The following is a 26,705-nucleotide window of genomic DNA, read 5'->3' as shown; positions in this document are numbered from 1 at the left end:
GCACTGAGTTGGCAAGTATCTCAAATCCCGAGATACGCCGCCTGCACCTGCTTGTTGCCCGCGAGCTCGGCGCTGCTGCCTTGCATGATCACATTGCCGCTTTCCAGCACGTAGGCCCGCTGCACCAGCGACAGCGCGCGGCTGACATTCTGCTCGACCAGCAGGATCGCGGTGCCCATCTTGTGGATCTCGCCGATCTTCTCGAAGGTGACGTCGGTCATCACAGGCGCGAGGCCCAGCGAGGGCTCGTCCAGCATCAACAGGCGCGGCTTCAGCATCAGGCCGCGGCCGACCGCGAGCATCTGCTGCTCGCCGCCGCTCATGGTGCCGGCGAACTGTTTCCTGCGGTCGGCGAGCCGCGGGAAGATACTGTAAACGAGCTCCATCGTGCGCGCGCGATCCGCCTTGGCCTTCGGCGTGTAGGCGCCGATCTCGAGATTCTCCTGCACCGTCATTTCCGGGAACACCTGGCGGCCTTCCGGCACATGCGCGATGCCGAGCTCGGGGATCCGGTAGGGCGGCAGCGTGGCGAGGTCGACGCCGTCGAACGTGACCTTGCCGCCGAACAGCTTGACGAGGCCGGAGACGGCGCGCAGCGTCGTGCTCTTGCCGGCACCGTTGGCACCTAACAGTCCGACGGCTTCGCCCTCGCCAATGGAGATGCTGACATCGGTGATGGCAGGGACCGAGCCGTAGCTGGCGCTGACGCGCGAGAGCTCAAGCATGGGCGTCTCCCTGCGCCGGCGGATGCACATAGGAGCCGAGATAGGCGCGGATCACTTCCGGATTCTCCACGATCTCCTTCGGCGCGCCCTCGGCGATCTTCTGGCCGTGGTCGAGCACCACGATGTGGCGAGCCACCGCCATGATCGCGCGCATCACATGCTCGACGATCACGATGGTGAGGCCGCTGGCGGAGAGCTTCTTCACCAGCGCCACCGCCTGGTCGATCTCGGCCGGGTTGAGTCCGGCCATCACCTCGTCGAGCAGCAGGATCTTTGGCTGCGTTGCCAGCGCGCGGGCCATTTCCAGCCGGCGCTGGTCGATGGTGGTGAGGTCCTTGGCCGGGGTCTGCTCTTTGACGGAGAGGCCGACGAACTCGATCGCCTCGAGCGCCTTGTTGCGCGCGGCCGCCATATGCCGGTCGCGCAGGAACGCGCCGGTCATCACATTGGCGAGCACGGTCATCGCGCCGAACGGCTTTGCCAACTGGAAGGTGCGGGCAAGGCCCAGCGAGCAGACATCATGCGGCTTGAGCCCCACGATCTCGTGACCGAAGGCGAGCACCGAGCCGGAATCCGGCCGATGAAATCCCGTGATCAAATGAAAGCTCGTGGTCTTGCCGGCGCCGTTCGGCCCGATGAGCGCGACCGTCTCGTTCTCCTGCACCGTGAAGCTGACGTCCTGCACGGCGCGCAGGCCGCCAAAGCGCTTGCTGAGACCCTTGATGACGAGTGCTTCTGCCATCGCGACGACCTCAGGCGCGCGCCGGCTTGCGCCGGGCGGTGCGGTGATAGATGTCGGTCGCGAACCCGATCAGTCCGGTCGGCCGCCACAGGATGACAGCCATCAGGATCAGGCTGTAGACCGTGAGCTGGATGCCGCCGACCGAGCTGCCGAGCCAGCTTTGCAGCAGCGCCGACGTGGTCTCCAGCAGCACGGTGCCGATCACCGGTCCCCACAGCGTGCCGATGCCGCCGACGATCGACACCAGCGCCGCCTCGATCGAGACGTTGAAGCTGAACGCGGTCGCGGGATCGATGAAGTAGATGTATTGCGTGTAGAAGGTGCCGGCGAGCGCGGTCAGGAACGCGCTGATCATGTAGATGTCGCGCTTGACCTTCGGCGCGTTGACACCGACCGCCTCGGCGGCGTCCTCATCCTCGCCGATCGCGACGAGATAGTAGCCGATCCAGGATTTCTCGATTCTGTGGGTGATCCACAGCCCGACCACGAGCAGGCCGAGCACGACGTAATAGTACGACGACTTTTCCTCGAACTGCATCATCAACGGCGCACTGCCGAGGTTCGGGATCGTGGTGCCTTCGGCGCCCCAGGCGAAGTCGCGGAACTTGAGGAAGATCAGCATCAGCACCTGGGCGGTCGCGATGGTGGCGATGGTGAAATAGGGACCGCGCAGGCGGAAGCAGAGCCAGCCGATCGGCAGGCTTGCGAGCATCGCGACCACGCCGCCCGCGATCATCCCGATCCAGGGCGAGATGCCGTAGTTCACCTGCATGATGGTGGAGGTGTAGGCGCCGAGCCCGAAATAGGCGGCGTGGCCGAGCGACAGCTGCTTGGCGTAGCCGCCCATCAGGTTCCAGGCGACGCCGATGAAGGAGAACAGCAGGATGCGGATGAAGATGTCGATCGCGAACGATGAGGTGACGAGCTGGGGCAAGGCGAGCATGACGACCGCCCCGATCGCGAGCCACAGCCATTTGAAGTTGCTGGACGTCTGCATCACCGGCCCCTCCTGGCGCCGAGCCCGCTCGGCCTGAACGCGAGCGTCAGCAGCAGCAGCGCGAACACCACGATCAAGCCGGAATCGGCGCCGACGAACTGGATGCCGAGCGATTCCGCGACGCCCATCATCAGGCTTGCGATCAGCGCGCCCATCACATTGCCGAGCGTGCCCATCACGACCGCGACGAACGCCATCAGCACGAACACCTGGCCGACGAATGGATAGGCTGAATAGAACGGCATCAGCAGCGAGCCGGCGGCGCCCGCGAGCGCCAGCGCGGTGCCGAACGCGACCGCGAACACGCGGTTCGGATTGATCCCCATCAGCATCGCGACGTCGCGGTTCTGCGATGCGGCGCGCATCGCGCGGCCGAGATCGGTGGTGTGCAGAAATACCCACAGCAGCCCGCTTAGCGCCATCGCGACCGCGAAGGCGATCAGTTTCGCCACCGGGATGTACAGCCCGCCGATATGCCACGCCGCATCCGAATAGGACGTGTGGACTGTGCGGTAATTGGCGCTGAACAACATCAGCGAGAGATTGAGCAGCAACAGCGACAGCGCGAAGGTCAGGAAGATCTGCGGCATGTCGTTCGGCCCCAGCACCCTGCGGATCAGGAAATGCTGGATCAGGACGCCGGCGAGGAACAGCACCGGCATCGAGACCACGAGCGAGACCAGTGGATCGATGCCGAACTGGGTGGCGAGGAAGAACGAGATATACATCCCGATCATCACGAACTCGCCCTGGGCGAAGTTGACGATCTTGACCACGCCGAAGATCAGCGTGACGCCGATGCTGACAAGCGCGTAGATGCCGCCAATGAGCAGGCCGTTGATCACGGCCTGGGCCAGTGTCTCCCACATGCGATGCGACCGCGGTTCAGGTCTTCATCAGCGGGGCGCGGGCGTCTTCCTTCGGGAAGACGCTGACGAGATCGGTGTTTTGCCACTGCACGCCGACCGGGCGGCCGTAGACGTTCTTGCCGTCCGGCCCGAACTTCACCTTGCCGCCCGGCGCCATCGCAGCAAAGCCCGAGGAAACATCGAGCGTCGAGAGCGCCTCGCGCACCTTCTTGGGATCGGCGGAGGCGGCGCGCTCCAGCGCGTCGGCCAGCATGAAGGTCTGCGCGACCAGGCCGCCGGCATATTCGAACGCGAACTCGCCGGTGCGCTTCTTGAATTCGACATTCACCTTCTGCGCGTCGTCGCTGACGTCGTGGTTCCAGTGCGCAACGCCCTGCAGCCCCTCGGCGGCATTGCCGACATTCTTGTAGAAGTCCGGCATCACGAAGCCGCCGGAGCCGCCGTTGATCGCGATGTTGAGCCCGACCTGCTTTACGGTGCGCACGATCAGGATGAGGTCGTTGAGATAGGACAGCGAGAACAGCGTGTTGGCGCCGGAGGCCTTGACCTTGTTGATCAGCGGGCTCGCGTCGGTGAAGCCGGCCGAGTAGGGCTCGAACATCACGATCTCGACGCCTTCGCCCGGCGCCAGCTCCTTCAGCCCGTTCGAGGTCGAGGTGCCGAACGCGGTGTTCTCGAAGATTACGGCGACCTTGGCCTGCTCGCTGACCAGCTTGGCCATCTGCAGCTGCGCCTTGGCAAACTGCGAAGCGCGCGCGAACGGCGTGAAGGTGTAGGTGCGTCCCTTGTTGAGCTGATCGGAGCTCGATCCGGTGATGATCGGGACCTTCGCCCGTTCGCAGACTTCGCTCGCGATCAAGGTCAGCGCGCTGGCATAGCAGCCGTGGATCGCCGACAGCTTGTTGCCCGTGATCAGGCGGTCGGTCTCGGTGCGCGTCACCGTGGTGTCGCTCTGCACGTCCGAGACGATGAGGTTGAGCTTGGCGCCGCCGAGCGACTTGATGCCGCCGGCCTCGTTGACCATGTCGACCGCGAGCTTGGCCGCAGCCACGCAGCCGACGCCGATCTGCGCCATGCTGCCGGTGGTCGGATAGAGCGCGCCGATGTTGATCGGATCGGCCGCCCAGCCGCGCAGCGGAACGGCGCCGAACGCGCCTGCCGCCAGCACGCCGCCGGTCTTGGCGAGGAATTTGCGGCGGTTCAGCTTGTTTTGTGAGGCTCTGGTCGGTGCGGCATTATTAATGGCCGACGGCTTGCGGTCCCCTGTCATGGCGTTCCCCCTGCGCGATCACGGCACGGTTGCTCCGTCCGCTCGCTTATTATTTTTTGCTCAAGCGCGGCGCATAAGAGCACGTAATTCGGCATTCGCAAAGGCGATATCAGCCGAACTGATGGGGAAACCTGTCAACGCTGGTGCGTCGCAGCAATCGTGCGACGCGGGCATGCGTAGTGTTTTGCTGCGTGAGAGTTGCCGCCGCTCACGACGGTATTATTGACAATCGAACGACCCGACGGACCGGCACGGATGGTGCCGGCCGGCCCGCCGGATCATTCGATCGGCCGCTGCAACTGCTACTCTGCGCTGGCCACCAGCTTGAAGCGCGGCTCGGCTTCCATCAGGCCGCGGAAGGCGGCGAGATAGTCGAGCGCCATGCGCCGCGCGGTGAAGCGGGTCTCGAACTGCTTGCGGATCGCGTCGCGATTGAGCGTTCCTAGGCGGCCGACGGAGGAGATCGCACTGATCTCGTCCTCGACGATGAAGCCGGTCAGGCCATCCTCGATGATCTCCGGCACCGAGCCGCGGTTATAGGCGATGACGGGCGTGCCGCAGGCCATCGCTTCGATCATCACGAGGCCGAACGGCTCCGGCCAGTCGATCGGAACCAGGAGCCCGATCGCGCCGCTGAGGAAATCCGGCTTCTCGCGGTCGCTGATTTCGCCGATGAACTCGACCAACGGGTTGCTGGTGATCAGCGGCTTGATCAACTCATCGTAATATTCCTGGTCGGCACGATCGACCTTAGCCGCGATCCTCAGCGGAATGCCGCAGCGGGTTGCGATCTTGATCGCGCGATCGACGCCTTTCTCCGGCGCGATGCGCCCGAGTACCGCGAGATAGGACGGCTTCGCCGGTTGCGGCGTCAGCAGATTCTCCGGTAGGCCGTGATGGATGGTGCGCACCCAATGCGCCTGCGGCACCGGCCGCCGCTGCGCGTTGGAGATCGAGATCACCGGAATCTTCGAGAAGGTGTTGAAGACCGGCTGATGCTCCGGCAGGTCGAGCCGTCCGTGCAAGGTGGTGACGAACGGCGTCGGCTGCCGCGCGAACAGCGACCACGGATAATAGTCGAGATGGCAGTGCAGGAAGTCGAACTCCTCGTCGTCGGCCTTCTGCCGCACGCGTTCCAGCATCACCATGTGGAGCGCATTGGGATCGCGGACCGAGCCGTCGAGCCGCAGTGCCTTCGGCCAGGTCGCATCGAGCTTCGCGGAGGTTTGAGAATCGCCACTGGCGAACAACGTCACGTCATGTCCAAGTGTTACAAGTTCTTCGGTCAGCCAGTGCACGACCCGTTCGGTGCCGCCGTAGAGCTTGGGGGGAACAGCCTCCGTCAGCGGGGCAACCTGCGCGATGCGCATCTCTCCGTCTCCTGTTTGTAATGTGGAATGAACTACCCTCAGCCCTCAGATGGCACCGACATGCCAAAGACGGGAACGTTCTCGCACGTGCGAGGTTCCTTAGATGTGGGAGATCTGCCGCTTCTTTCTTCCATCACACTGTGGTCTTGCTGATGCCATCACGCTCCAACACGGTTTTGCCTATGCCAGCGTTGCAAAATTGTTGCGCAGTGATGGCTGCATCAAGGAATCCCACCGCCGCCCTTCACGTCATCGTGCGCGAGAGCTTCGACTAGAATTTTCTCGTTCACCTTCAACAGCTTTGCAGGACGTCATGGACCATCTGTCAGGATACGCGCATCGTCCGTTTCCCTTTGTGTTGCGCTATCTGCGCCGGCGTCTGCCGTCGCATGTTGTGATTTTGTCAGCCGTTGTTGCGGCGGTTGCCTGCTCGGTAGGCACGCAATACGGCGTGAAGAATCTGGTCGATGCGCTGTCGGCAGGGCCGTCGGCCGCGAACGGCGTATGGCTGGCATTCGCTCTGCTCATGTCACTGATTGCAGCCGACAACTTCCTGTGGCGGATCGCGAGCTGGACCGCGAGCTACACCTTTGTCAGCGTCACCGGCGATCTTCGCCGCGACATGTTCCGCCATCTCACCGGCCACGCGCCGAGCTATTTCACGGACCGGCTGCCGGGCATGCTGACCAGCCGGATCACGGCGACCTCGAACGCGGTGTTCACCGTCGAGAATATGTTCGTATGGAACGTGTTGCCGCCCTGCATCGCGACCTTCGCGGCGATCGCCCTGGTTGGAACAGTCAGCGTGACAATGTCAGCAGTGCTGATCCTGATCGCCGGAACCATGGTGGTGGCCATGTTCCGCATCGCCGCCGCCGGCCGGCCGCTGCATGACGATTTCGCCAACAGGGCGGCCGCCGTGGACGGCGAAATGGTCGACGTCATCAACAACCTGCCGCTGGTACGCGCGTTCTGCGGCCTCGGCTATGAGCACGAACGCTTCGATGCGACCGTCAATCGGGAACTCGTCGCGCGTGGCCGTTCCCTGCGCTACCTCGAGAAGCTTCGTCTCATTCACGCCGGCGTGACCGTCATCCTGACCATCGCGATGCTGGCCTGGGCGCTCAGTCTCTGGCAGCAGGGCGCGGCGACCACCGGCGATGTCGTGCTGGTCTGCACGCTCGGCATCTCGATCCTCAGCGCCACCCGCGATCTCGCGGTCGCGCTGGTCGACGTCACCCAGCATGTCGCGCGGCTGACTGAGGCGCTGGCGACGCTGCTGCAGCCGCACGAGCTGAAGGACCATCCGGAGGCCGAGGCGCTGGTGAAGAGCGGCGCCGCGATCGCCTTCAACAACGTCTCGTTCCGCTATCCCGGCGGCCTGCAGGTGTTCGAGCGCTTCAGCCTGCGCATCCAGCCCGGCCAGCGGGTCGGCCTGGTCGGCCACTCCGGCGGCGGCAAGTCAACACTGTTTACCCTTCTGCAGCGCTTCTACGACGTCGAGCAGGGCAACATCACCGTCGACGGCCAGGACATCTCGCGCGTCACGCAGCAAAGCCTGCGCGCCGCAATCTCGGTGGTGCCGCAGGATATCTCGCTGTTCCACCGTTCGATCCTGGAGAACATCCGCTACGGCCGGCCGGACGCCACCGACGACGAGGTGCTGCGGGCGGCGATCGCGGCGCGCTGCGACTTCATCGAAACTTTGCCCGAGGGCATGAACACCATCGTCGGCGATCGCGGCGTCAAGGTCTCCGGCGGCCAGCGCCAGCGCATCGCGATCGCGCGCGCCTTCCTGAAGGATGCGCCGATCCTGCTGCTCGATGAGGCCACCGCGGCGCTCGATGCCGACTCCGAGGAGGCGATCCGCGAGGCGTTGTCGCGGCTGATGCGCGGGCGTACCGTGGTCGCGATCGCGCACCGCCTCGCGACGTTGCGCAGCTTCGACCGCGTGCTTGTGCTGCAGGGTGGCCGGATCGTCGAGGACGGTCCGCCCGATATCCTCGTGAAGGGAAGGGGCCCCTACCGCGACCTGGTCGCGCGTGAAATGGGCCGACTTTCCACCAGCGCGGCCTGACCCCGCGTCGTCAAGTGCGTTTGTGCGTTCCGGTGCGTTCGTTCGAACCAGGATACGGGCCAAGCAAAGTCGCCAGAGGTTCAGATGGCAGCTGACGTCGTTACGCAGATCATCACCGCTCGCATCACGGAGCACGTCGCCGAATCGCCGTTCTACATTCCGATGACCGGGCCCGCGGCGCGGCCGCGGCGCTCGCTCAAGCATGACGACACCTTCATCGTGCTCGACAGCCATGGCGACATCGGCGCCTCGGCCGGCGGGCCGGACGGCCTGTTCAACGCCGACACCCGCTACCTGGCGCGGCTGGAAATGGTGCTGGAGGACGTGCAGCCGCTCCTGCTCGGCTCCAACATGCGCGACGACAATTCGGCGCTGACGGTCGACCTTACCAATTCCGACGTCTATCGCGACGACCGCCTCACGCTGCCGAAGGACACGCTGCATATCGTGCGCTCGATCTTTCTGTGGCGCGGCACGGCCTATCAGCGCATCGGCCTGCAGAATCACGGCGATCATGCCGCAAGCTTCGATCTCACGCTGCTGTTCGACAATGACTTTGCCGATCTGTTCGAAGTGCGCGGCGAGCGCCGGCCGCGGCGGGGCATCGGCTCGAGCAAGCTGCTCGGCCCGACCGACGTGGTGCTGGAATATTGCGGCCTCGACGAGCAGACGCGGATCACCGCGCTGCATTTCGATCCGCGGCCGACGCGGCTGTCGGTCAACGCGGCGACCTATCATTTCGATCTCGAGCCGGGGCAGGTCACGTCGCTGTTCGTCGCGGTCTCCTGCAACAAGCCGATCATGCAGAAGCCGGTGCCGTTCTTCCGCGGCCTACTGGCGCATCGCCGCGAGATGCGGACGTCGTCGGCCGGCGCAGCCAGCATCGAGACCTCGAACAACATCTTCAACGAGGTGCTGTGTCAGGCGATGGCCGACCTCAACATGCTGATGACCGAGACGCCGCAGGGCCGTTACCCCTATGCCGGCATTCCCTGGTATTCGACGACGTTCGGCCGCGACGGGCTGATCACCGCGTTGCAGATGCTGTGGGTCGATCCACGGATCGCCAAGGGCGTGCTGAAGCGGCTCGCGCTGTTCCAGGCCAAGGCGGTCGATCCGCTGGCCGATGCCGCGCCAGGCAAGATCCTGCACGAGATGCGCGGCGGCGAGATGGCCGCGCTTCGTGAGGTGCCGTTCGCGCATTATTATGGCAGCGTCGATTCGACTCCGCTGTTCGTGCTGCTCGCCGGGCTCTATCTGGAGCGCACCGGCGATTTGGAGACGCTGCGCGAGCTGTGGCCCGCGGTCGAGGCCGGCTTGCAATGGATCGACGGCCCGGGCGATCCCGACGGTGACGGCTTCGTCGAATATCAGCGCGCCACCGAGGAGGGGCTGCGCAATCAAGGCTGGAAGGATTCGTTCGACGCCATCTTCCACGCCGACGGAACGCTTGCCGAGGGCAATATCGCGCTCGCGGAAGTGCAGGGCTACGTATTTGCCGGCAAGCAGCTTGCCGCGCGCGCGGCGCGCAAGCTCGGCTTTGCCGACAAGGCTGCGAAGCTGGAAGCCGAGGCCGAGCGGCTGCGCGAGCGGTTCGAGGAAGCATTTTGGTGCGAGGAGCTCGGCACCTATGCGGTCGCGCTCGACGGCGCCAAGCAGCCGTGCAAGGTGCGCACGTCGAATGCCGGCCAGACATTGTTTTCCGGCATGGTGCGGGAAGACCGCGCGCGACGGGTCGCCGCCGACCTGATGAGCCAGAAGTTCTTTTCGGGCTGGGGCATCCGCACCGTCGCCGCGGGCGAAGTGCGCTACAACCCGATGTCCTATCACGACGGCTCGATCTGGCCGCATGACAATGCGCTGATCGCGCTCGGATTTGCCCGCTACGGCCTCAAGCATTCGGTCGCGCATCTGTTCAAGGGCCTGTTCGACGCCGCGAGCTATATGGAACTGCGGCGGCTGCCGGAATTGTTCTGCGGCTTCCGCCGCGAGCGCCGGCGCGGCCCGGTGCTCTATCCCGTGGCCTGTGCACCGCAGGCCTGGGCGAGCGCGACGCCGTTCACGCTGCTGGAGGCGGCGCTCGGCCTCGAGTTCGACACCGCGCGCGGCGAGATTAGGTTGCGCGATCCGCGGCTGCCGGAGTTCCTCAACGACGTGGTGCTGCGCGACCTTAGACTCGGCGCTTCCAGCGTCGATCTGAGGCTGCGCCGCCATGACGACGAGGTGTCGCTCGAAGTGTTGCGCACGCGCGGCCAGATCCAGGTGTCTATCGTGCTGACGCATTGAGCGTCGTCGCGCGGCATGCGTGCGCCGGGAAATCGCGGGGAGAGTAACATGCGTCCGAGGATGATGATGATGCTGGTCGCAGCGGCGCTGCTGGCATGCGCGGGTGTCCGGGCCGCCGACGACGAAGCGCCGGCGCCTGCACCATCGCCGCCGGCCGTGCAGGCGCCGCCAGCAACTCCTGCGCCGCCGGCAGCCCAGGCGCCGCCAGCAGCCTCTGCGACGCCGAAGGAGCAGGCGAAGGAGCCCTCAAAGGAACCGTCCAAGGAACCGTCGCCGCCGCCGTCGGTGACCGTGATCGGTGCTCGCGATGCGCACGGCATTCTCGGGCGCGACGTTCGCAGTTCCGCCAATGAGAACATGGGCCGTATCGTCGACGTCATTGTCGACCGCGACGGCAAGGTCCGCGCCGCAGTGATCGATTTCGGCGGCTTCCTCGGCGTCGGCAGCCGCAAGATCGTGGTCGATTGGAACGCGCTGCGTTTCGCCGGTGTTTCCAGCAAGAGCGACAGCATCACGCTGGACCTCAACAAGCAGCAGGTGAGCGCTGCGCCCGAGTACAAGGAAGATACGCCGCTGATCGTGCTGGGCGCGGCGGGAAGCCTGCATCCATGGGATTACGAACATTAGGGGGGTAGAGCTGGTCGCGCGTCCGAACTCTTCTTTAGAGACGGTTGGCGACGATCGTGGCGAGCGATCAGCCGGCAGCACCAACGTTGTGTCAATTGTCCCCGATCAACCCACTCCGGAGGAACCGCGCGGGCCGTCGCGGGAAAGCCAGCGCGGGCTCGACTGGTTCATCTTCTTCCTGGCCGACGTGCAGACCGGCTTCGGCCCGTTCGTCGCGGTCTACCTGACGACGCAGAAATGGACCCAGGTCGAGATCGGCTTCGTGCTCTCGATCGGCGGCATTATCGGCCTCTTGGGCCAGATGCCCGGCGGAGCGATCGTCGATGCGGCGCGCTCGGAGCGGGTCGTTGCGGGCTGTGCGGTGGCCGCGATCGGCGCCAGCGCGCTGGCCTATGCGCTCTGGCCGATCTTTCCCGTGGTGACGCTCGCCGCGACGCTGCACGCGCTCGCGAGCTGCGTGCTCGGTCCGGCGATCGCCGCGATCAGCCTCGGCCTGGTCGGGCCGCTTGCGATCGGCGAGCGGCTCGGCCGCAATGCGCGCTTCGCCTCGCTCGGCAGCGGCTCGGCCGCAGCACTGATGGGCGCCTGCGGCTATCTGCTGTCGAGCCGCTCGGTGTTCCTCGTCACCTTCATCCTGGCGATCCCGACGCTGTTGTCGCTGGCCCGGATCCGCGAGCGCGAGATCGACATCGCGCAGGCCCATGGCGAGGTGAAACGGGAAGTCCCCGACAAGCGCGCCACCAGCGTCGTCCGTCTGGTGCGGCAGCGGCCGCTCCTGATCTTTGCCGGCGCGATGATGCTGTTCCAGCTCGCCAATGCCGCGATGCTGCCCTTGATGGCGGGCGTGGTGACGACACGGTCGAGCCAATGGGCGCCGGTCCTGATCGCTGCCTGCATCATTGTGCCGCAGGCGATCGTCGCGCTGTCCTCGCCGTCGGTCGGCCGCAAGGCCCAGGCCTGGGGGCGGCGGCCGCTGTTGTTGATCGCATTCGCCGCGCTGGCGATCCGCGGCCTGTTGTTCGCGACGGTGCGTGACCCTTATGTGCTGGTCATGGTGCAGATTTTCGACGGCATCACCGCGGCGATCTTCAGCGTAATGGTGCCGCTGATCGTGGCCGACATCGCCTTCGGCAGCGGCCATTTCAACCTGGCGCAGGGCATTGTCGGCACCGCGGTCGGCATTGGCGCGTCGCTCAGTACGGTGCTGGCCGGCTATGTCAGCGACAAGCTCGGCAGCAGCACGGCCTTCATGGGCCTCGCCGGGATCGCCGCATTCGGGCTGTTCGTGATCTGGCTGGTGATGCCGGAGACGCGGCGGACGGCATGATGGCAGGGCGCAACCGCGGCACCATTGGCCGCCACCGACCAGACTGGGATACGGCTACCGGTCGGTTTTGCTGCGCGGCACCCTTTCTCCTGCATGTGCCGTCATATATGAGTGAATACATAAGTGATTTGCTGCTGGAACGAGTCCGATGGTCCCCAGGAGCGAGTTCGCGCGTTGGACCGTGGCGGCGATTAATCAATCCAAAATCGCGGTCTGGTACGGGATTGACGGAGCGCGAGCAGGCATTTCGACCGAGGAGCGGCATGGTACCGAGGAGCGGCATGGTACATCGAACGACGACGGCGCAAACCACAGGAGCGATGCGGCGTTGGGGCCAACCCGCCTTTGTGACTTTCGCAGCGATGGTCACACTTGCGTCACTGACCGGTGGCGTCGCGGCGAAAGAGCAGCGTCCCGCGGCAGCCGTCGAGGCGACCGCGCCGCGCACCGCTGGCGAGCCGATCATGGCGATCGTGTCGATCAAGGCCCAGAAGGTGACGCTCTACGACGCCGAGGGCTGGATCTACCGTGCGCCGGTCTCGAGCGGCGTCAAGGGACGCGAGACGCCGGCCGGCGTCTTTGCGCTGATCGAGAAGGACAAGGACCACCACTCGACCCTGTATGACGATGCCTGGATGCCCAACATGCAGCGCATCACCTGGAACGGCATCGCGCTGCATGGCGGGCCGCTGCCGGGATATGCGGCCTCGCACGGCTGCGTCCGGATGCCCTACGATTTTGCCGAGAAGCTGTTCGACAAGACCCGGATCGGGATGCGGGTGATCATCGCGCCGAACGACCCGGCCCCGGTCGATTTCACCCATCCGGCACTGTTCGTGCCGAACGCGCAAGCCATTGCGGCAGCTCCGGCGCGCGCCGAGAAGCTCAGCCGCGAGGCCGCGGATGCCGCCAAGGCAGCCGACGAGGCGAAGAAGGCTTCGATAGCCGCGACCAAGGAGGCCGCACTGTTCACACCGGCGTCGCTGCGCAAATTGCAACAGATCAAGACCCGTGCCGATGCTGCGGTTGCGTTGGCCGACAAGACGCTCGCCGCGGCCAAGACCGACCAGGCCAAGGCGCGCGCCGAGGATCTGAAGCAGAAGGCGGTGGCCAAGGCCGCGGAAGCGACCACGCAGTTCGAGGCCGCCCAGGGCGACGCCAAGCCGAAGCTCGACGCCGCAGCCGCCGCCAAGGACGCCACCAAGGCGGCCGAGACCAGGAAAGCCGATACCCAGAAGGCGGCGACCGAGGCGAAGCTCGCGCTGGAGCCGGTGTCCGTCTACATCAGCCGCGCGACGCAGAAGCTTTACGTTCGGCGCAACACCCACAAGCCGTGGGCTGATGGCGGCGAAGTGTTCGACTCGAGCATCGAGGTTCCAGTCACGATTCGCGATCCGGACAAACCGATCGGCACGCACATCTACACGGCGATGGCACGCAACGACGCGGGCGGTCTGCGCTGGACCGAGGTGTCGATCGACGACGGCGACAGCGCCAGGAACGCGCTCGACCGCATCACCATCCCGCAGGATGTGCTGGATCGCATCGCGCCGACCGCCGTTGCGCGCTCTTCGATCATCATCTCGGACGAGCCATTGAGCGCCGAGACCAACTATCGCACCGAATTCGTCGCCGTTCTGAGCAACCAGCCTCAGGGCGGTTTCATCACGCGCAAGCCGACCCGGCCCATGATGACCGACGACATGGTTGCGAGCAGAGACGACGACGGTTTCGGCTTCTTCTATCAGCGCAGCTGGAATCCCCAATCGGGCACCCAATACGGTACTCCGTATGGCAGTCCCCAATACAGCAATCCTCAGTACGGCAATCCCCAGATTTACGGTAATCCGCAAGCGGCCAATCCGCGCCGGCGCGGCGGCCAGTACTTCTGGCAATCGCAACAGGACTGGTAGCGGGGCGTCGAGGACGCAGGCCACAACGAGCGGCCGGGGCGTGAGATCAGCATTGCAGCGTTGGGCGGCGGCGTGATGTCGCCGCCCAATCGCATTGTGCGGTTGCCCGTCTTACGGGCGAGCTTCCAGGATCAGGTTGAACGGCGTTTCCGCGGCGCGGCGGAACCGCGAGAAGCCGCCCTGGCGCGCCACCTCGCGCAGTCTTGCCTCTCCGGCCTGCGCGCCGAGCGCGAGCCCGACCTCCTGGTCCAGCGACGCCGGCGTGCAGATCATCGTCGAGGCGGCGTAGTAGACGCGCCCGATCGGATTGAGGTTGTCCTCCAGCCGGTCGTTGGCGAACGGCTCGATCAGCATGCAGGTGCCGTCGTCGGCGAGGGTGGAGCGGGTATGCTTGAGGGCGCCGACCGGATCGCCCATGTCGTGCAGGCAGTCGAAGAAGCACACCAGGTCATAGCCCTTGGCCGGGAATGTCTTGGCGGAATGCGTTTCGAAATGAACGCGGTCCGACAATCCCGCCTCCCGCGCGGACTTCCGCGCCGCCTCGATCGAGCCCTCGTGATAATCGAAGCCGTAGAAGGTTGATTTTGGAAACGCCTCCGCCATCAATCGCGTCGAGACGCCGTGCCCGCAGCCGACGTCGGCGACGACGGCGCCTTTCTTCAGCTTGTCGACGACGCCCTCGAGCGCCGGCAGCCATTCCTGCACCAGATAGTGCTTGTAGCTGGTGCGGAAGAAGCGGGCGGTGCCGCAGAACAGGCACTCGCTGCGCCTGTTCCAGCCGACGCCTTTGCCGGTCTTGAAGGCGTCGGTAATTTTTGGCTCATCGAGAAAGGTCGCGCCGACCAGGCTTCCGACGGCGCCGAGGAAGACCGGGCTGTCCTCGTCGGCCAGCGCGAGCGCCTGCTCGGGCAGCATCGAGAATTTTCCGGATGCCTTGTCGTACTCGATGTAGCCGGAGGCCGCCTGCGCCGACAGCCACTCCTGGATGTAGCGCTCGGCCGTTCCCGTTGCCTTGGCCAAGGCCGCGGCATTCATCGGCCCGCCCTGCGCGAGGGCCCTGTACAGCCCGAGCTTGTCGCCCAGCAGCATCAACGAGGCATTCATCGCCGCGCCGACATCGCCGATCATCTTTCCCATGAATGAATTGAGGCGCTCTTCGTTGACGTCCATGATGTTCCTCCATCGCAATCGCGTTTGGCCAAAAGTCATCATTCGCAATTTCACGCATGCGTCGTCGTCCAGCCGTGTGGCGACGTGATTGCCTGAAAGGTTCGGTGCAATGACCCGATTGTTACCGGGCCGGTGGGATCCCACAGCCGCCCGGCTTCACAAGCCCGCGAGGCGAGCCGCCTACGCCATCACGCGCGGCATGATCAGCCTTTTGTACAGCGCTCCGTAGCAGGCGGCCGACAGGTCCCAGCTGTAGGACTTGGCCATCGCGCTGGAGCGCATGGCGTTGAGCCGGTCCTTGGCGCGGTAGGCGTCGAAGGCGCGCCTGACGCCGCCGAGGAAGGATTCCGCCGACGGCTGCGCGAACAGGAAGCCGGTCTCGCCGTCGGCGATGGTTTCCGCAAGCCCGCCGGTCTGGTGGCCGATCGGCAGCGAGCCGAAGCGCTGCGCATACATCTGGCTGAGGCCGCAGGGCTCGAAGCGCGACGGCATCAGGGTGAAATCGCTGCCGGCGAAGATTCGGCGCGCCTGCCCATCGTTGAAGCCGATGATCACGCCGATCGCATCGGGCCGGCGGCGATGCGCGGCCACCAGCGCATCCTCGATGGCCGGCTCGCCGCTGCCGGTGACGACGATCTGTCCGCCGTCCCTGACGATCTCGTCGGCGGCCGACAGCACGAGGTCGACGCCTTTCTGATGCACGAGGCGGGCGACGAGGCCAAAGATCGGCCCGCGCGAGACCGCAAGGCCGAACTGGCGGCGGACATAGTCGGCGTTGGCCTGCTTGCCCTTCCAGTCGCCGGAGCCGAACGGCTGTGCGAGCTGCGCGCAATGGCGCGGATCCCAACTCTCGTCGATGCCGTTCAGGATGCCGGTCAGCTGGTCGGCGTCGGAGCGCACGCGGAGCAGGCCTTCCAGACCGCAGCCGAGCTCCGCGGTTGTGATCTCCCTGGCGTAGGTCGCGCTGACCGTAGTCAGATGCGAGGCGTAGACGAGGCCGCCCTTGAGGAAGGAGAGCTTGTCGTAGAACTCCAGCCCGTCGATGTGGAATGAGCTTTCCGGTGCGCCGATCCGCCGCAGCGAGTCCTTCGGAAACAGGCCCTGATAGGCGAGATTGTGGATGGTGAGGATCGACGGAATCCGCGCGTTGCGCCAGGCGAGGTAGGCCGGTGTGAGCGCCGCCTGCCAATCGTTGGCGTGTACGAGGTCCGCTGCCCAATTCTTGTCCAGCATCCCGGCTGCAAGTTCGGCAGCGGCGGAGGCAAAGCGGCCGAAGCGTATGTCGTTGTCGGGCCAGTCGCGGCCGGACTCATCGCCATAGGGATTGCCCGGCCTCTCGTAGAGTTGCGGGCACAGCAGCACATAGACCGGAAGTCCGTCCCTGGTCGACGCAAGCCCGAGCGTGCAGGCCGGCATCTCGGCGAGCGCTCGGCATTGCCCAACGATTTCAATATGCGTGAACTGTTCGACCACATCCCGGTAGCCGGGAAGCATGATCCTGACGTCGCTCCACGGGCGGAGCGCCCGTGGAAGGGCGGCGGAAACGGCGGCGAGCCCGCCCACGCGGACGAAATCGTCCATCTCCGTCGTGACGAATAAGACCTTCAACAAGCGCCCTCGTTCCAGCCCGTGACATGGCTATGCAAGATCGGGTCCAATCTGCCTTTGAGTAAAATGCAAGACGGCCCGCGCTCCCGGTCTGGACGAGACGCTTTCCTGCCAGGGCGGCTCACTTTAGGGTCACGCGACGCCGAACAACCAATGACGAAGGTGGAGGAAGCCTTGCCGACGACCATAGCCGCTGACGATGAGGGGAATTTGACACGGAGCTTCGACGGCCTTCGCGTGCTCGATTTTTCGACCACGATCGCCGGACCTCATTGCACGCGGATGCTCGCCGACATGGGCGCGGAGGTGATCAAGATCGAGCCCGCCGAGGGCGAGACGATGCGGACGCGGCCGCCGGTGCGCAACAATTGCTCGACGGCGTTCGGCCAGCTCAATATAGGCAAGAACAGCCTGGTGCTCGACCTGAAGTCGCCGGCCGGCGTCGAAGCCGTGCGCCGGCTGATCGCCACCGCCGACGTGCTGGTGGAGAATTTCCGTCCCGGCGTGATGCGGCGGCTGAAGCTCGACTATGCCTCTATCCGCGACATCAATCCGAAGCTGATCTTTTGCTCGATCTCCGGCTACGGCCAGACCGGCCCGTCGGCGGAATTGCCGGCCTATGCGCCGGTGATCCATGCCGCCTCGGGCTACGAGATGGCGCATCTCGCCTACCAACCGGGCCGCAGCCGGCCGGACTATTGCGGCATCTACCACGCCGATGTGCTGACCGGCGTCTACGCCTTCGGTGCGATCTCGGCGGCGCTCTACCAGCGCGCCGCCAGCGGCAAGGGCCAGCACATCGACGTCTCGATGCTGGAATCGATGCTGAGCCTGACCCTGAACGAGTTGCAATGGTCGCAATTCGAGGTGAAGCAAACCCAGCGCCCGATGTTCGGCCCGATCGAGACCACCGACGGCTACGTGATGGTGGCGATCGCCAGCGAGAAGACGTTCCAGAACCTGATGCAGGTGATCGGTCGTCCCGATTGGGTTTCCGATCCGCGCTTCGCCAAATATGCCGATCGGCGGGAGAACTGGGCGGGCCTGATGGAGGGCGTGGAGGCGTGGTCGCGCTCGGTCAGCACGCAGGCCTGCCTTGCCGCGCTCAACGAGTATGGCGTGCCGTCATCGGCCTATCGCACCGTGCGCGAGGCACTCGCCGATCCGCAAATCGCCCATCGCGGCGCGCTGGCCGAGGTTGCGGACGGCGGCGGCAGCTTCAAGGTGCTCAATCTGCCGTTCCGCATGTCTGGCGCTGCGGTCGGTGCGCGCAAGCGGATGTCGACGCTGGGCGAGCACACGCTGTCCTATCTGAAGGAGATCGGGCTCTCCGAGGATCAGATCGCAGGCTTCGCCGCGCAACCGGCAAAGACGGCGCGTCATTAAGCCTGCGGCTTTTCATCCGCATTACGGTCTTGTCGCGCGCGGCGATTCCGGACAATCTGCCGCCCAACAGACGACGATCCGGAACACCGGACGTCGCCCACCTGGGAGGGAGCATTGATGAAGCTGGTCGGGCGCGCGCACGCCGTTGCGCGCATATTTCTTGTGGCGGGATTCAGTGCCGCGGCATTCGCTGCATCGGCCAATGCGCAGAAGCTGGGCGGCACGCTCAACGTTGGCCAGGAACTCGACATTCCCGGCTTCGACCCGCTCAAGGTCGGCGTCTACGACACCTCAGCCAATACCGCGGCGGCCGCAATCTTCGACACGCTGACCACACTCGACGACAAGGGCGAGGTGAAGCCGAAGCTCGCGCTGTCATGGGAGCATTCGGAAGACTTCAAGACCTGGACCATCAAGCTGCGGCCAGGTGTCAAATTCCATGACGGCATGCCATTCAACGCGCAGGCGGTGAAGGAGAATTTCGACCGCCAGAAGGATCCCGCCAACAAATGCCGTTGCGCCTTCTACATCACGAACATCATCAGCGTGAACCCGGTCGACGACCTGACGGTGGTCTATAATTTCAGCGACCCGGCCGTGAACTTCCCGGCGACGCAGACCATTCAAAGCTCCAACAACGTCATGCAGTCGCCGACCGCATGGAAGACCAAGGGCGACGACTACAACCGCAACCCGGTCGGCACCGGTCCCTACATCCTGAAGTCCTGGACCGCCGGCGACCGCATGGTGCTCGAGAAGAACCCGGACTACTGGAACAAGGGCAAGCCGTATCTCGACCGCATCGTCCTGAAGCCCTTGCCGGATGCACAGTCGCGCTTTGCCTCGCTGCAATCGGGCGAGGCCGACATCATCTGGGACGACGAAGCCGATGCCGACAACATCATCAGGGCGCGCAAGGACACGAGCCTGACCGTGCATACCTATGAAGGCTCGGGGGCTGCAGTCGCTGCCTTCAACACCAAGGTCCCGCCGTTCGACGACGTGCGCGTGCGTCAGGCGCTGGTGATGGCGCTCGACCGCACGAAGATGTCGCAGGCGATTACCAATGGTCTGGCGCGACCGGCCAGCAATCCCTACGGCGACGGGTCCTGGGTGAAGTGCAAGGATGACGGCGCGCTGCCCTACGATGTCGAAAAGGCCAAGGCGTTGATCAAGGATTACGGCAAGCCGGTCGAATTCAAGATGCTGGTCACGGCGACGCCGCGCGGCCGCACCGGCGGCCAGGTGCTGCAGCAATTCTGGAAGCGCATCGGCGCCAACATGGAGATCGAGCAGGTCGATCAGGCAACCATTCCGCCGCGCGCCTTCATGCGCCAGTTCCAGCTCACGCCGTGGCGCATCGTCGATCTCGCCGATCCCGATCCGCAGATGTACGCCAATTTCCACACCGGCAGCCCGGTGGCGCTCGCGAACTACTCCAATCCAGAGCTGGACCGGTTGCTGGAGCATGCGCGGACCACGGCCGACGTCGCCCAGCGCACCGAGGACTATTGCGCGATCAGCCGCTTGATCAACAAGGAAGCAATCTGGTTCTGGACTTTCCAGAACACCTACTACGCAATCTCGAGCGCGAAGGTGAAGGGCGTGCCGAAGATGTTCAACGGGGTGCTCGACGTCTCCGACGCCTGGAAGGAATAGCCTTTCATGCTGTTCTTCGTCGCGCGCAGGCTCCTGTACCTGGTACCGGTGCTGATCGCGGTCTCGGTCCTGACTTTCGTGATCGCCTCGCTGTTGCCCGGCGATCTGGCCTATGTGATCCTCGGCGACCAGGCGACGCCGGAGAACGTCGCGGCCCTGCGTCACGATATGGGGCTCGATCAGCCGATCTGGCTGCGCTACCTCGGCTGGCTGTGGCACATCCTGCAGGGTGATTTCGGACGATCCTTCCGCACCGGGCAGACGGTGCTGCAGGCTGTCAGCGACCGCGTCCCGGTCTCGTTCGAGCTGATGATCCTGGCCGAGCTGATCGGGCTCGCGATCGGCGTGCCGCTGGCGATCGCCTGCGCGGCCAAGGCGGGCAGCGCGTTCGACCGCTTCATGACCGGCTCGGCCTTCGGCATGCTGTCGGTGCCGACCTTCCTGTCCGCGATCCTGCTGATCTATCTGTTTGCGGTCGAGCTGCGCCTGCTGCCGGCGACTGGCTACGTGCCGTTCACCGAGAACCCGGTCGCCAATCTGCGCTTCATGGTGCTGCCGGCGTTGACGCTCGGGCTTGCGGAATGGCCGGGCATCATGCGCGTGCTGCGCTCCGACATGATCGCGGCGCTGCAGGAGGACTACATCGCGCTCGCCAAGGCGAAGGGCCTCAAGCCGTCGCGCATCCTGTTCGTGCACGCACTGAAGCCGTCGTCGCTGACGCTCGTCACCATCACCGGCATCAATATCGGCCGCCTGATCGGTGGCGCCGTCATCGTCGAGTCGATCTTCGCCTTGCCGGGGATCGGCCGCCTCCTGGTCGGCGCGATCTATACCCGCGATCTGATCATCCTGCAGGGCGTGGTGCTGCTGGTTGCCGCGGGCTTCGTGATCATGAATTTCATCGTCGACATGCTCTACGCCCTTCTCGATCCGAGGATCCGCCATGGCCACGCTTGAGCTCAGCCTCGAGGAAGAGGCCGATGCGACGCCCGCCCGGCGCCGCCGCGGGCTCGGCATGCTGTTCTGGATCGCGATCGGCTGGATGACGCTGGTGTTCGCGGTCGCGATCTTTGCCGACCTGCTGCCGCTGCCGAGCCCGACCGACATGGACATGCTGGAGCGGCGGGCGCCGATCTCCGCCGAGCATTGGCTCGGCACCGACGGTCTCGGCCGTGACGAGTTGTCGCGGTTGATCTATGGCGCGCGCATCTCGCTGATCGTCGGCCTCTGCGCACCGATGATCGGTGTCACCATCGGCGGCGCGCTCGGCATGCTCGCGGGCTATTTCCGCGGCCGTTTCGAATCCTTCGTGGTCGGCAGCATGGACGTGCTGCTGGCGTTCCCGCCGCTGATCCTGGCGCTTGCGGTCACCGCCTATCTCGGCCAGTCGATCTTCAATCTGACCTGCATCCTCGGCGTGCTCGGCATTCCAGCCTTCATGCGGGTGGCGCGGGCGGCGACCTTGTCGCTGGCGCGGCGCGAATTCGTCATCGCGGCGCAGGCACTCGGCGCCACGCATGCGCGCATCCTGCTGCGCGAGCTGCTGCCCAATGTGATGCTGCCGCTGCTCGCCTTCTTCCTGCTCGGCGTCGCCGTCACCATCGTGGTCGAGGGCTCGCTGTCGTTCCTCGGCCTCGGCGTGCCGCCGCCGATCTCGAGCTGGGGCAGCATGATCGGGGAGGGGCGTGAGAGCCTCGAGGTGGCGCCGCGGCTCGCCTTCATTCCGGCGATCGCGATGTTCCTGACCGTGCTCTCGTTCAACCTGATCGGCGATACGATGCGTGCGCTGACCGATCCCAGGCAGGGGGCGCTATGAGCCGGACGCTACTTTCGGTCGAGAATGCGGTGGTCGACCTGCCGACGCCGCGCGGCAATCTGCGGGCGGTGGATCATGTCGATCTCGCCGTCGGCGCCGGCAGGACGCTCGGCATCGTCGGCGAGTCCGGGTGCGGCAAGACCATGCTGTCGCGCGCGATCCTGCAGCTGCTGCCCAAGAAGGCGAAACTGTCCGGCCGCGTGATGTTCGACGGGCAGGATCTGACGAAACTGCCGGCCGAGAAATTGCGCAAGCTGCGCGGCCGCTCGCTCGCGGTCGTGTTCCAGGACCCGATGACCTCGCTCAATCCGGTGCTGACCATCGGCACCCAGCTGATCGAGACCATTGTGGAACATCTCGAGCTCGATCTCGCCGAGGCCCGGCAGCGCAGCATCGAACTGTTGGCGGCGGTCGGCATTCCCGCGCCCGAGCAGCGCCTCGCGCAATATCCGCACCAGCTCTCCGGTGGCATGCGCCAGCGCGTCGCGATTGCGGTGGCACTGTCCTGCGAGCCACAGCTCCTGATCGCGGACGAGCCGACCACCGCGCTCGACGTCACGATCCAGGCGCAGATCCTCGATCTCCTGGCGCGCGAGCAGCAGCGCCGTCACATGGCGATGATCATCATCACGCATGACCTCGGCGTGGTCGCCGGCCGCACCGACGAGGTCGCGGTGATGTATGCCGGACGCGTCGTCGAACGCGCGCCGACGCCTGCCTTGTTCAAGCAGATGCGGATGCCCTACACCGAGGCGCTGCTCGCCGCGCTGCCGAAGCTCGACGTCGCGCCGCATACGCCGCTGCCGGCGATTTCGGGGCGGCCGCCCGATCCGACCCGGCCGCTCAAGGGCTGCTCGTTCTCGCCGCGCTGCCGCTATTCCGCGGAGCGCTGCGGCGCGGAGAAGCCGCAGCTCAGCCGGGCCGAAACGCCGGAGCATCTCTACGCCTGCTTCCATCCGATCACCGCGGGGGTCCGCGCATGATGCTGCAGGCAGCACCCGATCCGCTGATGAAGGTGGAAAACCTCGTCGTCGAATATTCGGTGGGAGGCAAGACCATCCATGCCGTCTCCGATGTCAGTCTCGAGATCGCGCGCGGCGAGACGCTGGGGCTGGTCGGCGAATCCGGCTGCGGCAAGTCCACCCTTGGCCGCGCGGTGCTGCAATTGCGCCAGGCCGTCTCCGGCAAGGTGCTGTTCGATGGGCACGATCTCACCACACTGAAGGGCGAGCCACTGCGCAAGATGCGCCGGCGCGTGCAGCTGATCTTCCAGGACCCGATTGCCTCGCTCAATCCGCGGCGGCGGATCGGCGACATCGTCGCCGAGCCGCTGGTGATCGCGGGCGTCAAGGATCCCGAGGAACGCCGGCGGCGCGTCAGTGACGTGCTGTCGGCGGTCGGCCTCGATCCGGCGCTGGTGAGCGGACGCCTGCCGCATGAATTCTCCGGCGGACAATGCCAGCGCATCTGCATCGCCCGCTCGCTGGTGCTCAATCCGGAATTCGTGATCTGCGACGAGCCGGTGTCCGCGCTCGATGTCTCGATCCGCGCCCAGATCCTCAATCTGCTGGAGGAGATGAAGGCGCGCTACGGCCTGACCCTGCTGTTCATCGCCCACGACCTCGCCGTGGTGAAGGCAGTCTCAGATCGCGTCGCGGTGATGTATCTCGGCCGGCTCTGCGAGGTCGGCCCGTCGGAGCAGTTGTTTGCACGGCCGGCGCATCCCTATACCGCGCTGCTGATCGAGGCGATCCCGGTGCCGGATCCGGATGTCCGCCCGACCCAGAGCGTGCCGGTCGGCGAGCCGCCGTCGCCGATCGCGCCGCCCTCCGGCTGCCGCTTCCGCACCCGTTGCCCGCGGGCCGACGCGCGCTGCGCCAGCGAAGTGCCGGAACTGCGCGTGGTTGCGCCCGGCCAGTTCGCGGCTTGCCATCATCCCCTGATCTAAATATCCGGAGGCCGACACCGCGTTTGTCCCGGACGGGCAGGCGTGGCAAGGTCCGCCGCAAGAACAAGCTACGGGAGAACAGCGATGAAGAGTTTCCAGGTCGTCGATTTCAACGCCCCCTTGAAGGAGGTCGATCAGCCGACGCCACAGCCGTCGGGCACGCAGGTGCTGATCAAGGTCAAGGCCGCCGGCGTCTGCCACAGCGACCTGCATATCTGGGAGGGCGGCTATGATCTCGGCCACGGCCGCAAGCCGCTGTCCCTGAAGGATCGCGGCGTCTCGCTGCCGCGCACGATGGGCCATGAGACGGTCGGCGAGATCGTGGCCTTCGGGCCCGACGTCAGGGACGCCGACAAGGGCGGCCTCAAGGTCGGCGATATCGCTCTGGCCTATCCCTGGCTCGGCTGCGGCAAATGCCCGACCTGCCTCGGCGGCGACGAGAACATGTGCGCGATCAAGCCGAATGCGCTCGGTGTCTATTGCGACGGCGGCTACGCCGACCACATGACGGTGCCGCATCCGAAGTATCTGCTCAACCTCAAGGGGCTCGATCCCGTCACGGCCGCGCCCTATGCCTGCTCCGGTGTCACGACCTACAGCGCGCTGAAGAAGGTCGAGAAGGATCTCGACACACCGATCGTGATCTTCGGCGCCGGCGGTCTCGGGCTGATGGCGCTCTCACTGTTGAAGGCGATGGGCGGCAAGGGTGCGATCGTGGTCGATATCGACGCCAGGAAGCGTGAGGCGGCCGAAGCCGCCGGCGCGCTCGCGACCGTCGACGGCAAGGCGCCCGACGCGCTGGAACAGCTTGTCAAGAAGGCCGGCCAGCCGATCCGTGCCGCGATCGATCTGGTCGGCAACGCCCAGACCTCGCAGCTCGGCTTCGACTGCCTGACCAAGGGCGGCAAGCTCGTGATCGTCGGCCTGTTCGGCGGCGGCGCGCCCTGGGCGCTGCCGCTGATCCCGATCAAGGCGGTCACCATCCAGGGCAGCTATGTCGGCAATCTGCGCGAGACCCAGGAGCTGCTCGACCTCGTGCGGACCAAGAAGATTCCGGCGATCCCGGTCACGCCGATGCCGCTGGCAAAGGCGAACGAGGCGCTGACCAACCTGCAGAAGGGCCAGCTGGTCGGCCGCGCGGTGCTGACGCCGTAGTCTCCCTTCCGTCATTCCGGGGCACGCGAAGCGTGAACCCGGAATCTCGAGATTCCGGGTTCGATGCTCCGCATCGCCCCGGAATGACGATCATCTTTCGGGAGTCCTCATGTCGGCCAACAACGCACTCCACATCGCCGTCCTCGGTGGCGATGGCATCGGCCCCGAGGTGATGGCGCCGGCGCTCGACGTGCTGCGCAAGATCGAGGCGTCGGCCGGTCTCAAATTTCGCTTCACCGAGGCGCCGGCCGGCGCGGGCCATTACAAGGAAACCGGCAAGTCGATGCCGGAGAGCACGATCCGGCTGTGCGAGGAGGCCGACGCGATCCTGCTCGGAGCCTGCGGCCTGCCGTCGGTGCGCTACCCCGACAACACCGAGATCGCGCCGCAGATCGAGTTGCGCATGATCTTCGATCTCTACGCCGGCGTGCGGCCCGCGCGGTTGATCCCCGGCGTATCGAGCACGATCGTCGGCGCCGACCAGCGGGGTATCGACCTCGTCGTGATCAGGGAATCGACCGAGGGCCTGTTCGCCTCGATGGGCAAGGGCGTCGTCACCGACAGCGAGGCGCGCGAGACGATGGTGATCACGCGCCACACCTCCGAGCGGCTGTTCGAGTTCTCGTTCCGGCTCGCCGAACGCCGCAAGGCGCGCGGCAAGGTCAATGGCGGGCTGACCTGCGTCGACAAGGCGAACGTGTTCAAGGCGTTCGCATTCTTCCGGAACATCTTCGACGAGACTGCGAGGCGTCATCCCGACGTCAGGGCTGACCACCTCTACATCGATGCGGCCGCGGCTGCGCTGGTGAAGCGTCCGTGGGACTTCGACGTCATGGTGACCGAGAACATGTTCGGCGACATCCTGTCCGATCTCACCGCCGGTCTGATCGGCGGCATGGGCATGGCGCCGTCAGCCGACATCGGCGACCGCTACGCGGTGTTTCAGCCGTGTCATGGCACGGCGCCCGACATCATGGGGCAGGGCATGGCCAATCCGACCGCGATGATCCTGTCGGCCGCGATGATGCTGGACTGGCTCGCCGACAAGCATGGACTCGAAAGCGCCGCCGAGGCCGGCGAGCGGATCGAGCGCGCGGTCGACAAGGTCTACGCCGACGGCATCAAGCCGTTTGAGTTCGGTGGCAGCAACGGCACGACCGATGTCGCGAAGGCGGTGCTGGCAGCGCTCTAGCGCGGAAGGGTGAGGGGGCCGAAGCCCCCTCGCTGATGATTAGCGATGGTGTCCGCCGTGATGTCCGCCGCCGTGATGGCCACCATGATGTCCGCCGTGATGAGGGCGGTGCCCGTAATGATGCGGGCGATGGTGGAATTGCGGACGATGATGCCATCCGTGATGGCGCGGTCCGTAGTAGCCGTATGCGCCCGGTCGCCAATAGCAGCGGCCCCAGCGATCGCAGACCTGGCGCACCTTGTCGACATTGGACGTTTCGCCCGCGATGTGACCGGCTTGCGGAAGCCCGTTGGGCATCGCGGATGCCGCGCCGGACATCAACGCTGCGCTTCCAAGCGCGGCGAGTCCAATAACGGCAAGCTTGATATTCATCGAGATCTCCTTGGTTGAAGCCTGAGAACGTCCATGCGGGCCACTTCGTTGCTGCGACAAAAAAGACAAGCTCGTGCACTTGGTTCTGGCGGCGCCGGTTCAACTGAGGAAATGCGGGAGTTATGAGGTCGCCTGATGTGCGGGCGACAATTGGCCGCGCGACAGAATAGCGACGCATTGCGCGCGCATGCGCTGC

At 65.4% G+C, this 26,705-nt stretch carries 22 protein-coding genes; 13 read left to right on the top strand and 9 right to left on the bottom strand.

The features are described 5' to 3' along the window. Positions 1 to 20: 20 nt before the first annotated feature. The 6 genes from J2R80_RS38020 to J2R80_RS37995 all read right to left on the bottom strand — a co-directional run bounded on the left by J2R80_RS38020 (position 21) and on the right by J2R80_RS37995 (position 5,973). The gene (locus tag J2R80_RS38020; protein ID WP_168857898.1) at positions 21 to 725 is read right to left on the bottom strand and encodes an ABC transporter ATP-binding protein; all 705 of its coding nucleotides are present in this window, start codon (positions 723 to 725) and stop codon (positions 21 to 23) included. Then, the gene (locus J2R80_RS38015; protein WP_253640379.1) at positions 718 to 1,467 is read right to left on the bottom strand and encodes an ABC transporter ATP-binding protein; all 750 of its coding nucleotides are present in this window, start codon (positions 1,465 to 1,467) and stop codon (positions 718 to 720) included. The genes J2R80_RS38020 and J2R80_RS38015 overlap by 8 nt, the downstream gene beginning before the upstream one ends. Positions 1,468 to 1,477: 10 nt before the next feature. After that, positions 1,478 to 2,464: a branched-chain amino acid ABC transporter permease gene (locus J2R80_RS38010; RefSeq protein ID WP_076827047.1), complete on the bottom strand. Its 987-nt coding sequence runs from the start codon at positions 2,462 to 2,464 to the stop codon at positions 1,478 to 1,480. Next, positions 2,464 to 3,333 carry a branched-chain amino acid ABC transporter permease gene (locus J2R80_RS38005; RefSeq protein ID WP_028334343.1) on the bottom strand — a complete coding sequence of 290 codons (870 nt, stop codon included), beginning with the start codon at positions 3,331 to 3,333 and terminating at the stop codon, positions 2,464 to 2,466. Before J2R80_RS38005 ends, J2R80_RS38010 begins: the two co-directional genes overlap by 1 nt. A 16-nt stretch (positions 3,334 to 3,349) precedes the next feature. After that, positions 3,350 to 4,603: an ABC transporter substrate-binding protein gene (locus J2R80_RS38000; protein WP_168857900.1), complete on the bottom strand. Its 1,254-nt coding sequence runs from the start codon at positions 4,601 to 4,603 to the stop codon at positions 3,350 to 3,352. A gap of 302 nt (positions 4,604 to 4,905) precedes the next feature. After that, positions 4,906 to 5,973 (bottom strand): glycosyltransferase family 4 protein, encoded by a 1,068-nt coding sequence (locus J2R80_RS37995; RefSeq protein WP_057017535.1) that lies wholly within the window; start codon positions 5,971 to 5,973, stop codon positions 4,906 to 4,908. A 313-nt stretch (positions 5,974 to 6,286) separates the two neighbouring features. On the opposite strand from J2R80_RS37995, the gene J2R80_RS37990 reads away from it, so the two are divergent. The 5 genes from J2R80_RS37990 (at position 6,287) to J2R80_RS37970 (ending at position 14,203) form a co-directional block, all read left to right on the top strand. Further along, entirely contained in the window at positions 6,287 to 8,050 is a 1,764-nt protein-coding gene (locus J2R80_RS37990) for an ABC transporter ATP-binding protein (protein WP_076827043.1), read from the top strand. Positions 8,051 to 8,134: 84 nt separating this feature from the next. Further along, entirely contained in the window at positions 8,135 to 10,336 is a 2,202-nt protein-coding gene (locus tag J2R80_RS37985) for an amylo-alpha-1,6-glucosidase (RefSeq protein ID WP_168857902.1), read from the top strand. Between the two features lie 60 nt (positions 10,337 to 10,396). After that, positions 10,397 to 10,963 (top strand): PRC-barrel domain-containing protein, encoded by a 567-nt coding sequence (locus J2R80_RS37980; RefSeq protein WP_253590480.1) that lies wholly within the window; start codon positions 10,397 to 10,399, stop codon positions 10,961 to 10,963. Between the two features lie 88 nt (positions 10,964 to 11,051). Then, positions 11,052 to 12,290 carry an MFS transporter gene (locus J2R80_RS37975; RefSeq protein ID WP_168857903.1) on the top strand — a complete coding sequence of 413 codons (1,239 nt, stop codon included), beginning with the start codon at positions 11,052 to 11,054 and terminating at the stop codon, positions 12,288 to 12,290. A 281-nt stretch (positions 12,291 to 12,571) separates the two neighbouring features. Then, a complete protein-coding gene (locus J2R80_RS37970; protein WP_057017530.1) occupies positions 12,572 to 14,203 on the top strand; it encodes a L,D-transpeptidase in 1,632 nt (543 codons plus the stop codon). A gap of 111 nt (positions 14,204 to 14,314) precedes the next feature. Here J2R80_RS37970 and J2R80_RS37965 read toward each other — a convergent pair whose 3' ends face one another. Both J2R80_RS37965 and glgA read right to left on the bottom strand, forming a co-directional pair. Continuing rightward, positions 14,315 to 15,373, bottom strand: coding sequence for a class I SAM-dependent methyltransferase (locus tag J2R80_RS37965; RefSeq protein ID WP_057017529.1), 1,059 nt, complete (start codon positions 15,371 to 15,373; stop codon positions 14,315 to 14,317). Positions 15,374 to 15,553: 180 nt separating this feature from the next. Then, positions 15,554 to 16,981, bottom strand: coding sequence for a glycogen synthase GlgA (gene glgA, locus J2R80_RS37960; RefSeq protein ID WP_057017576.1), 1,428 nt, complete (start codon positions 16,979 to 16,981; stop codon positions 15,554 to 15,556). A 153-nt stretch (positions 16,982 to 17,134) separates the two neighbouring features. Between glgA and J2R80_RS37955 the strand changes: the two genes are divergently transcribed. The 8 genes from J2R80_RS37955 (at position 17,135) to J2R80_RS37920 (ending at position 26,137) form a co-directional block, all read left to right on the top strand. Beyond that, positions 17,135 to 18,367, top strand: coding sequence for a CaiB/BaiF CoA-transferase family protein (locus tag J2R80_RS37955; protein ID WP_168857905.1), 1,233 nt, complete (start codon positions 17,135 to 17,137; stop codon positions 18,365 to 18,367). A gap of 117 nt (positions 18,368 to 18,484) precedes the next feature. Continuing rightward, positions 18,485 to 20,026 (top strand): ABC transporter substrate-binding protein, encoded by a 1,542-nt coding sequence (locus J2R80_RS37950; RefSeq protein ID WP_253640378.1) that lies wholly within the window; start codon positions 18,485 to 18,487, stop codon positions 20,024 to 20,026. 6 nt (positions 20,027 to 20,032) lie between these two features. Continuing rightward, the gene (locus tag J2R80_RS37945; RefSeq protein ID WP_253640377.1) at positions 20,033 to 20,983 is read left to right on the top strand and encodes an ABC transporter permease; all 951 of its coding nucleotides are present in this window, start codon (positions 20,033 to 20,035) and stop codon (positions 20,981 to 20,983) included. Continuing rightward, the gene (locus J2R80_RS37940) at positions 20,970 to 21,842 is read left to right on the top strand and encodes an ABC transporter permease (RefSeq protein ID WP_253640376.1); all 873 of its coding nucleotides are present in this window, start codon (positions 20,970 to 20,972) and stop codon (positions 21,840 to 21,842) included. Before J2R80_RS37945 ends, J2R80_RS37940 begins: the two co-directional genes overlap by 14 nt. Then, a complete protein-coding gene (locus J2R80_RS37935) occupies positions 21,839 to 22,825 on the top strand; it encodes an ABC transporter ATP-binding protein (protein WP_057017524.1) in 987 nt (328 codons plus the stop codon). Before J2R80_RS37940 ends, J2R80_RS37935 begins: the two co-directional genes overlap by 4 nt. Continuing rightward, the gene (locus J2R80_RS37930) at positions 22,822 to 23,790 is read left to right on the top strand and encodes an ABC transporter ATP-binding protein (protein ID WP_057017523.1); all 969 of its coding nucleotides are present in this window, start codon (positions 22,822 to 22,824) and stop codon (positions 23,788 to 23,790) included. The genes J2R80_RS37935 and J2R80_RS37930 overlap by 4 nt, the downstream gene beginning before the upstream one ends. Positions 23,791 to 23,874: 84 nt before the next feature. Further along, complete coding sequence (locus tag J2R80_RS37925) at positions 23,875 to 24,945, top strand: alcohol dehydrogenase (RefSeq protein ID WP_057017522.1); 1,071 nt, start codon at positions 23,875 to 23,877, stop codon at positions 24,943 to 24,945. A 109-nt stretch (positions 24,946 to 25,054) separates the two neighbouring features. Further along, a complete protein-coding gene (locus J2R80_RS37920; protein WP_253640375.1) occupies positions 25,055 to 26,137 on the top strand; it encodes an isocitrate/isopropylmalate dehydrogenase family protein in 1,083 nt (360 codons plus the stop codon). 39 nt (positions 26,138 to 26,176) lie between these two features. On the opposite strand, the gene J2R80_RS37915 is transcribed toward J2R80_RS37920, so the two are convergent. Next, positions 26,177 to 26,509, bottom strand: coding sequence for a hypothetical protein (locus tag J2R80_RS37915; protein ID WP_225643312.1), 333 nt, complete (start codon positions 26,507 to 26,509; stop codon positions 26,177 to 26,179). Positions 26,510 to 26,705: the final 196 nt, after the last annotated feature.

Source organism: Bradyrhizobium sp. USDA 4541, from assembly GCF_024171085.1.
Lineage (GTDB): Bacteria > Pseudomonadota > Alphaproteobacteria > Rhizobiales > Xanthobacteraceae > Bradyrhizobium > Bradyrhizobium australafricanum.
The sequence above is the reverse complement of the archived record's forward strand: the minus strand, read 5'-3'. Positions and strand labels throughout refer to the sequence as shown.

Excerpts from the sequence above, each read along its gene's own strand:
- J2R80_RS37935 (WP_057017524.1), top strand. The coding sequence starts at position 21,839 with ATGAGCCGGACGCTACTTTCGGTCGAGAATGCGGTGGTCGACCTGCCG.
- J2R80_RS37980 (WP_253590480.1), top strand. The coding sequence starts at position 10,397 with ATGATGATGATGCTGGTCGCAGCGGCGCTGCTGGCATGCGCGGGTGTC.
- J2R80_RS37945 (WP_253640377.1), top strand. The coding sequence starts at position 20,033 with ATGCTGTTCTTCGTCGCGCGCAGGCTCCTGTACCTGGTACCGGTGCTG.
- J2R80_RS37930 (WP_057017523.1), top strand. The coding sequence starts at position 22,822 with ATGATGCTGCAGGCAGCACCCGATCCGCTGATGAAGGTGGAAAACCTC.
- J2R80_RS37990 (WP_076827043.1), top strand. The coding sequence starts at position 6,287 with ATGGACCATCTGTCAGGATACGCGCATCGTCCGTTTCCCTTTGTGTTG.
- J2R80_RS37965 (WP_057017529.1), bottom strand. The coding sequence starts at position 15,373 with ATGGACGTCAACGAAGAGCGCCTCAATTCATTCATGGGAAAGATGATC.
- J2R80_RS37955 (WP_168857905.1), top strand. The coding sequence starts at position 17,135 with ATGACGAAGGTGGAGGAAGCCTTGCCGACGACCATAGCCGCTGACGAT.
- J2R80_RS37915 (WP_225643312.1), bottom strand. The coding sequence starts at position 26,509 with ATGAATATCAAGCTTGCCGTTATTGGACTCGCCGCGCTTGGAAGCGCA.
- J2R80_RS37920 (WP_253640375.1), top strand. The coding sequence starts at position 25,055 with ATGTCGGCCAACAACGCACTCCACATCGCCGTCCTCGGTGGCGATGGC.
- J2R80_RS38015 (WP_253640379.1), bottom strand. The coding sequence starts at position 1,467 with ATGGCAGAAGCACTCGTCATCAAGGGTCTCAGCAAGCGCTTTGGCGGC.
- J2R80_RS37940 (WP_253640376.1), top strand. The coding sequence starts at position 20,970 with ATGGCCACGCTTGAGCTCAGCCTCGAGGAAGAGGCCGATGCGACGCCC.
- J2R80_RS37950 (WP_253640378.1), top strand. The coding sequence starts at position 18,485 with ATGAAGCTGGTCGGGCGCGCGCACGCCGTTGCGCGCATATTTCTTGTG.
- J2R80_RS37995 (WP_057017535.1), bottom strand. The coding sequence starts at position 5,973 with ATGCGCATCGCGCAGGTTGCCCCGCTGACGGAGGCTGTTCCCCCCAAG.
- J2R80_RS37925 (WP_057017522.1), top strand. The coding sequence starts at position 23,875 with ATGAAGAGTTTCCAGGTCGTCGATTTCAACGCCCCCTTGAAGGAGGTC.
- J2R80_RS38010 (WP_076827047.1), bottom strand. The coding sequence starts at position 2,464 with ATGCAGACGTCCAGCAACTTCAAATGGCTGTGGCTCGCGATCGGGGCG.
- J2R80_RS37985 (WP_168857902.1), top strand. The coding sequence starts at position 8,135 with ATGGCAGCTGACGTCGTTACGCAGATCATCACCGCTCGCATCACGGAG.
- J2R80_RS37970 (WP_057017530.1), top strand. The coding sequence starts at position 12,572 with ATGGTACATCGAACGACGACGGCGCAAACCACAGGAGCGATGCGGCGT.
- J2R80_RS38020 (WP_168857898.1), bottom strand. The coding sequence starts at position 725 with ATGCTTGAGCTCTCGCGCGTCAGCGCCAGCTACGGCTCGGTCCCTGCC.
- J2R80_RS38000 (WP_168857900.1), bottom strand. The coding sequence starts at position 4,603 with ATGACAGGGGACCGCAAGCCGTCGGCCATTAATAATGCCGCACCGACC.
- J2R80_RS38005 (WP_028334343.1), bottom strand. The coding sequence starts at position 3,333 with ATGTGGGAGACACTGGCCCAGGCCGTGATCAACGGCCTGCTCATTGGC.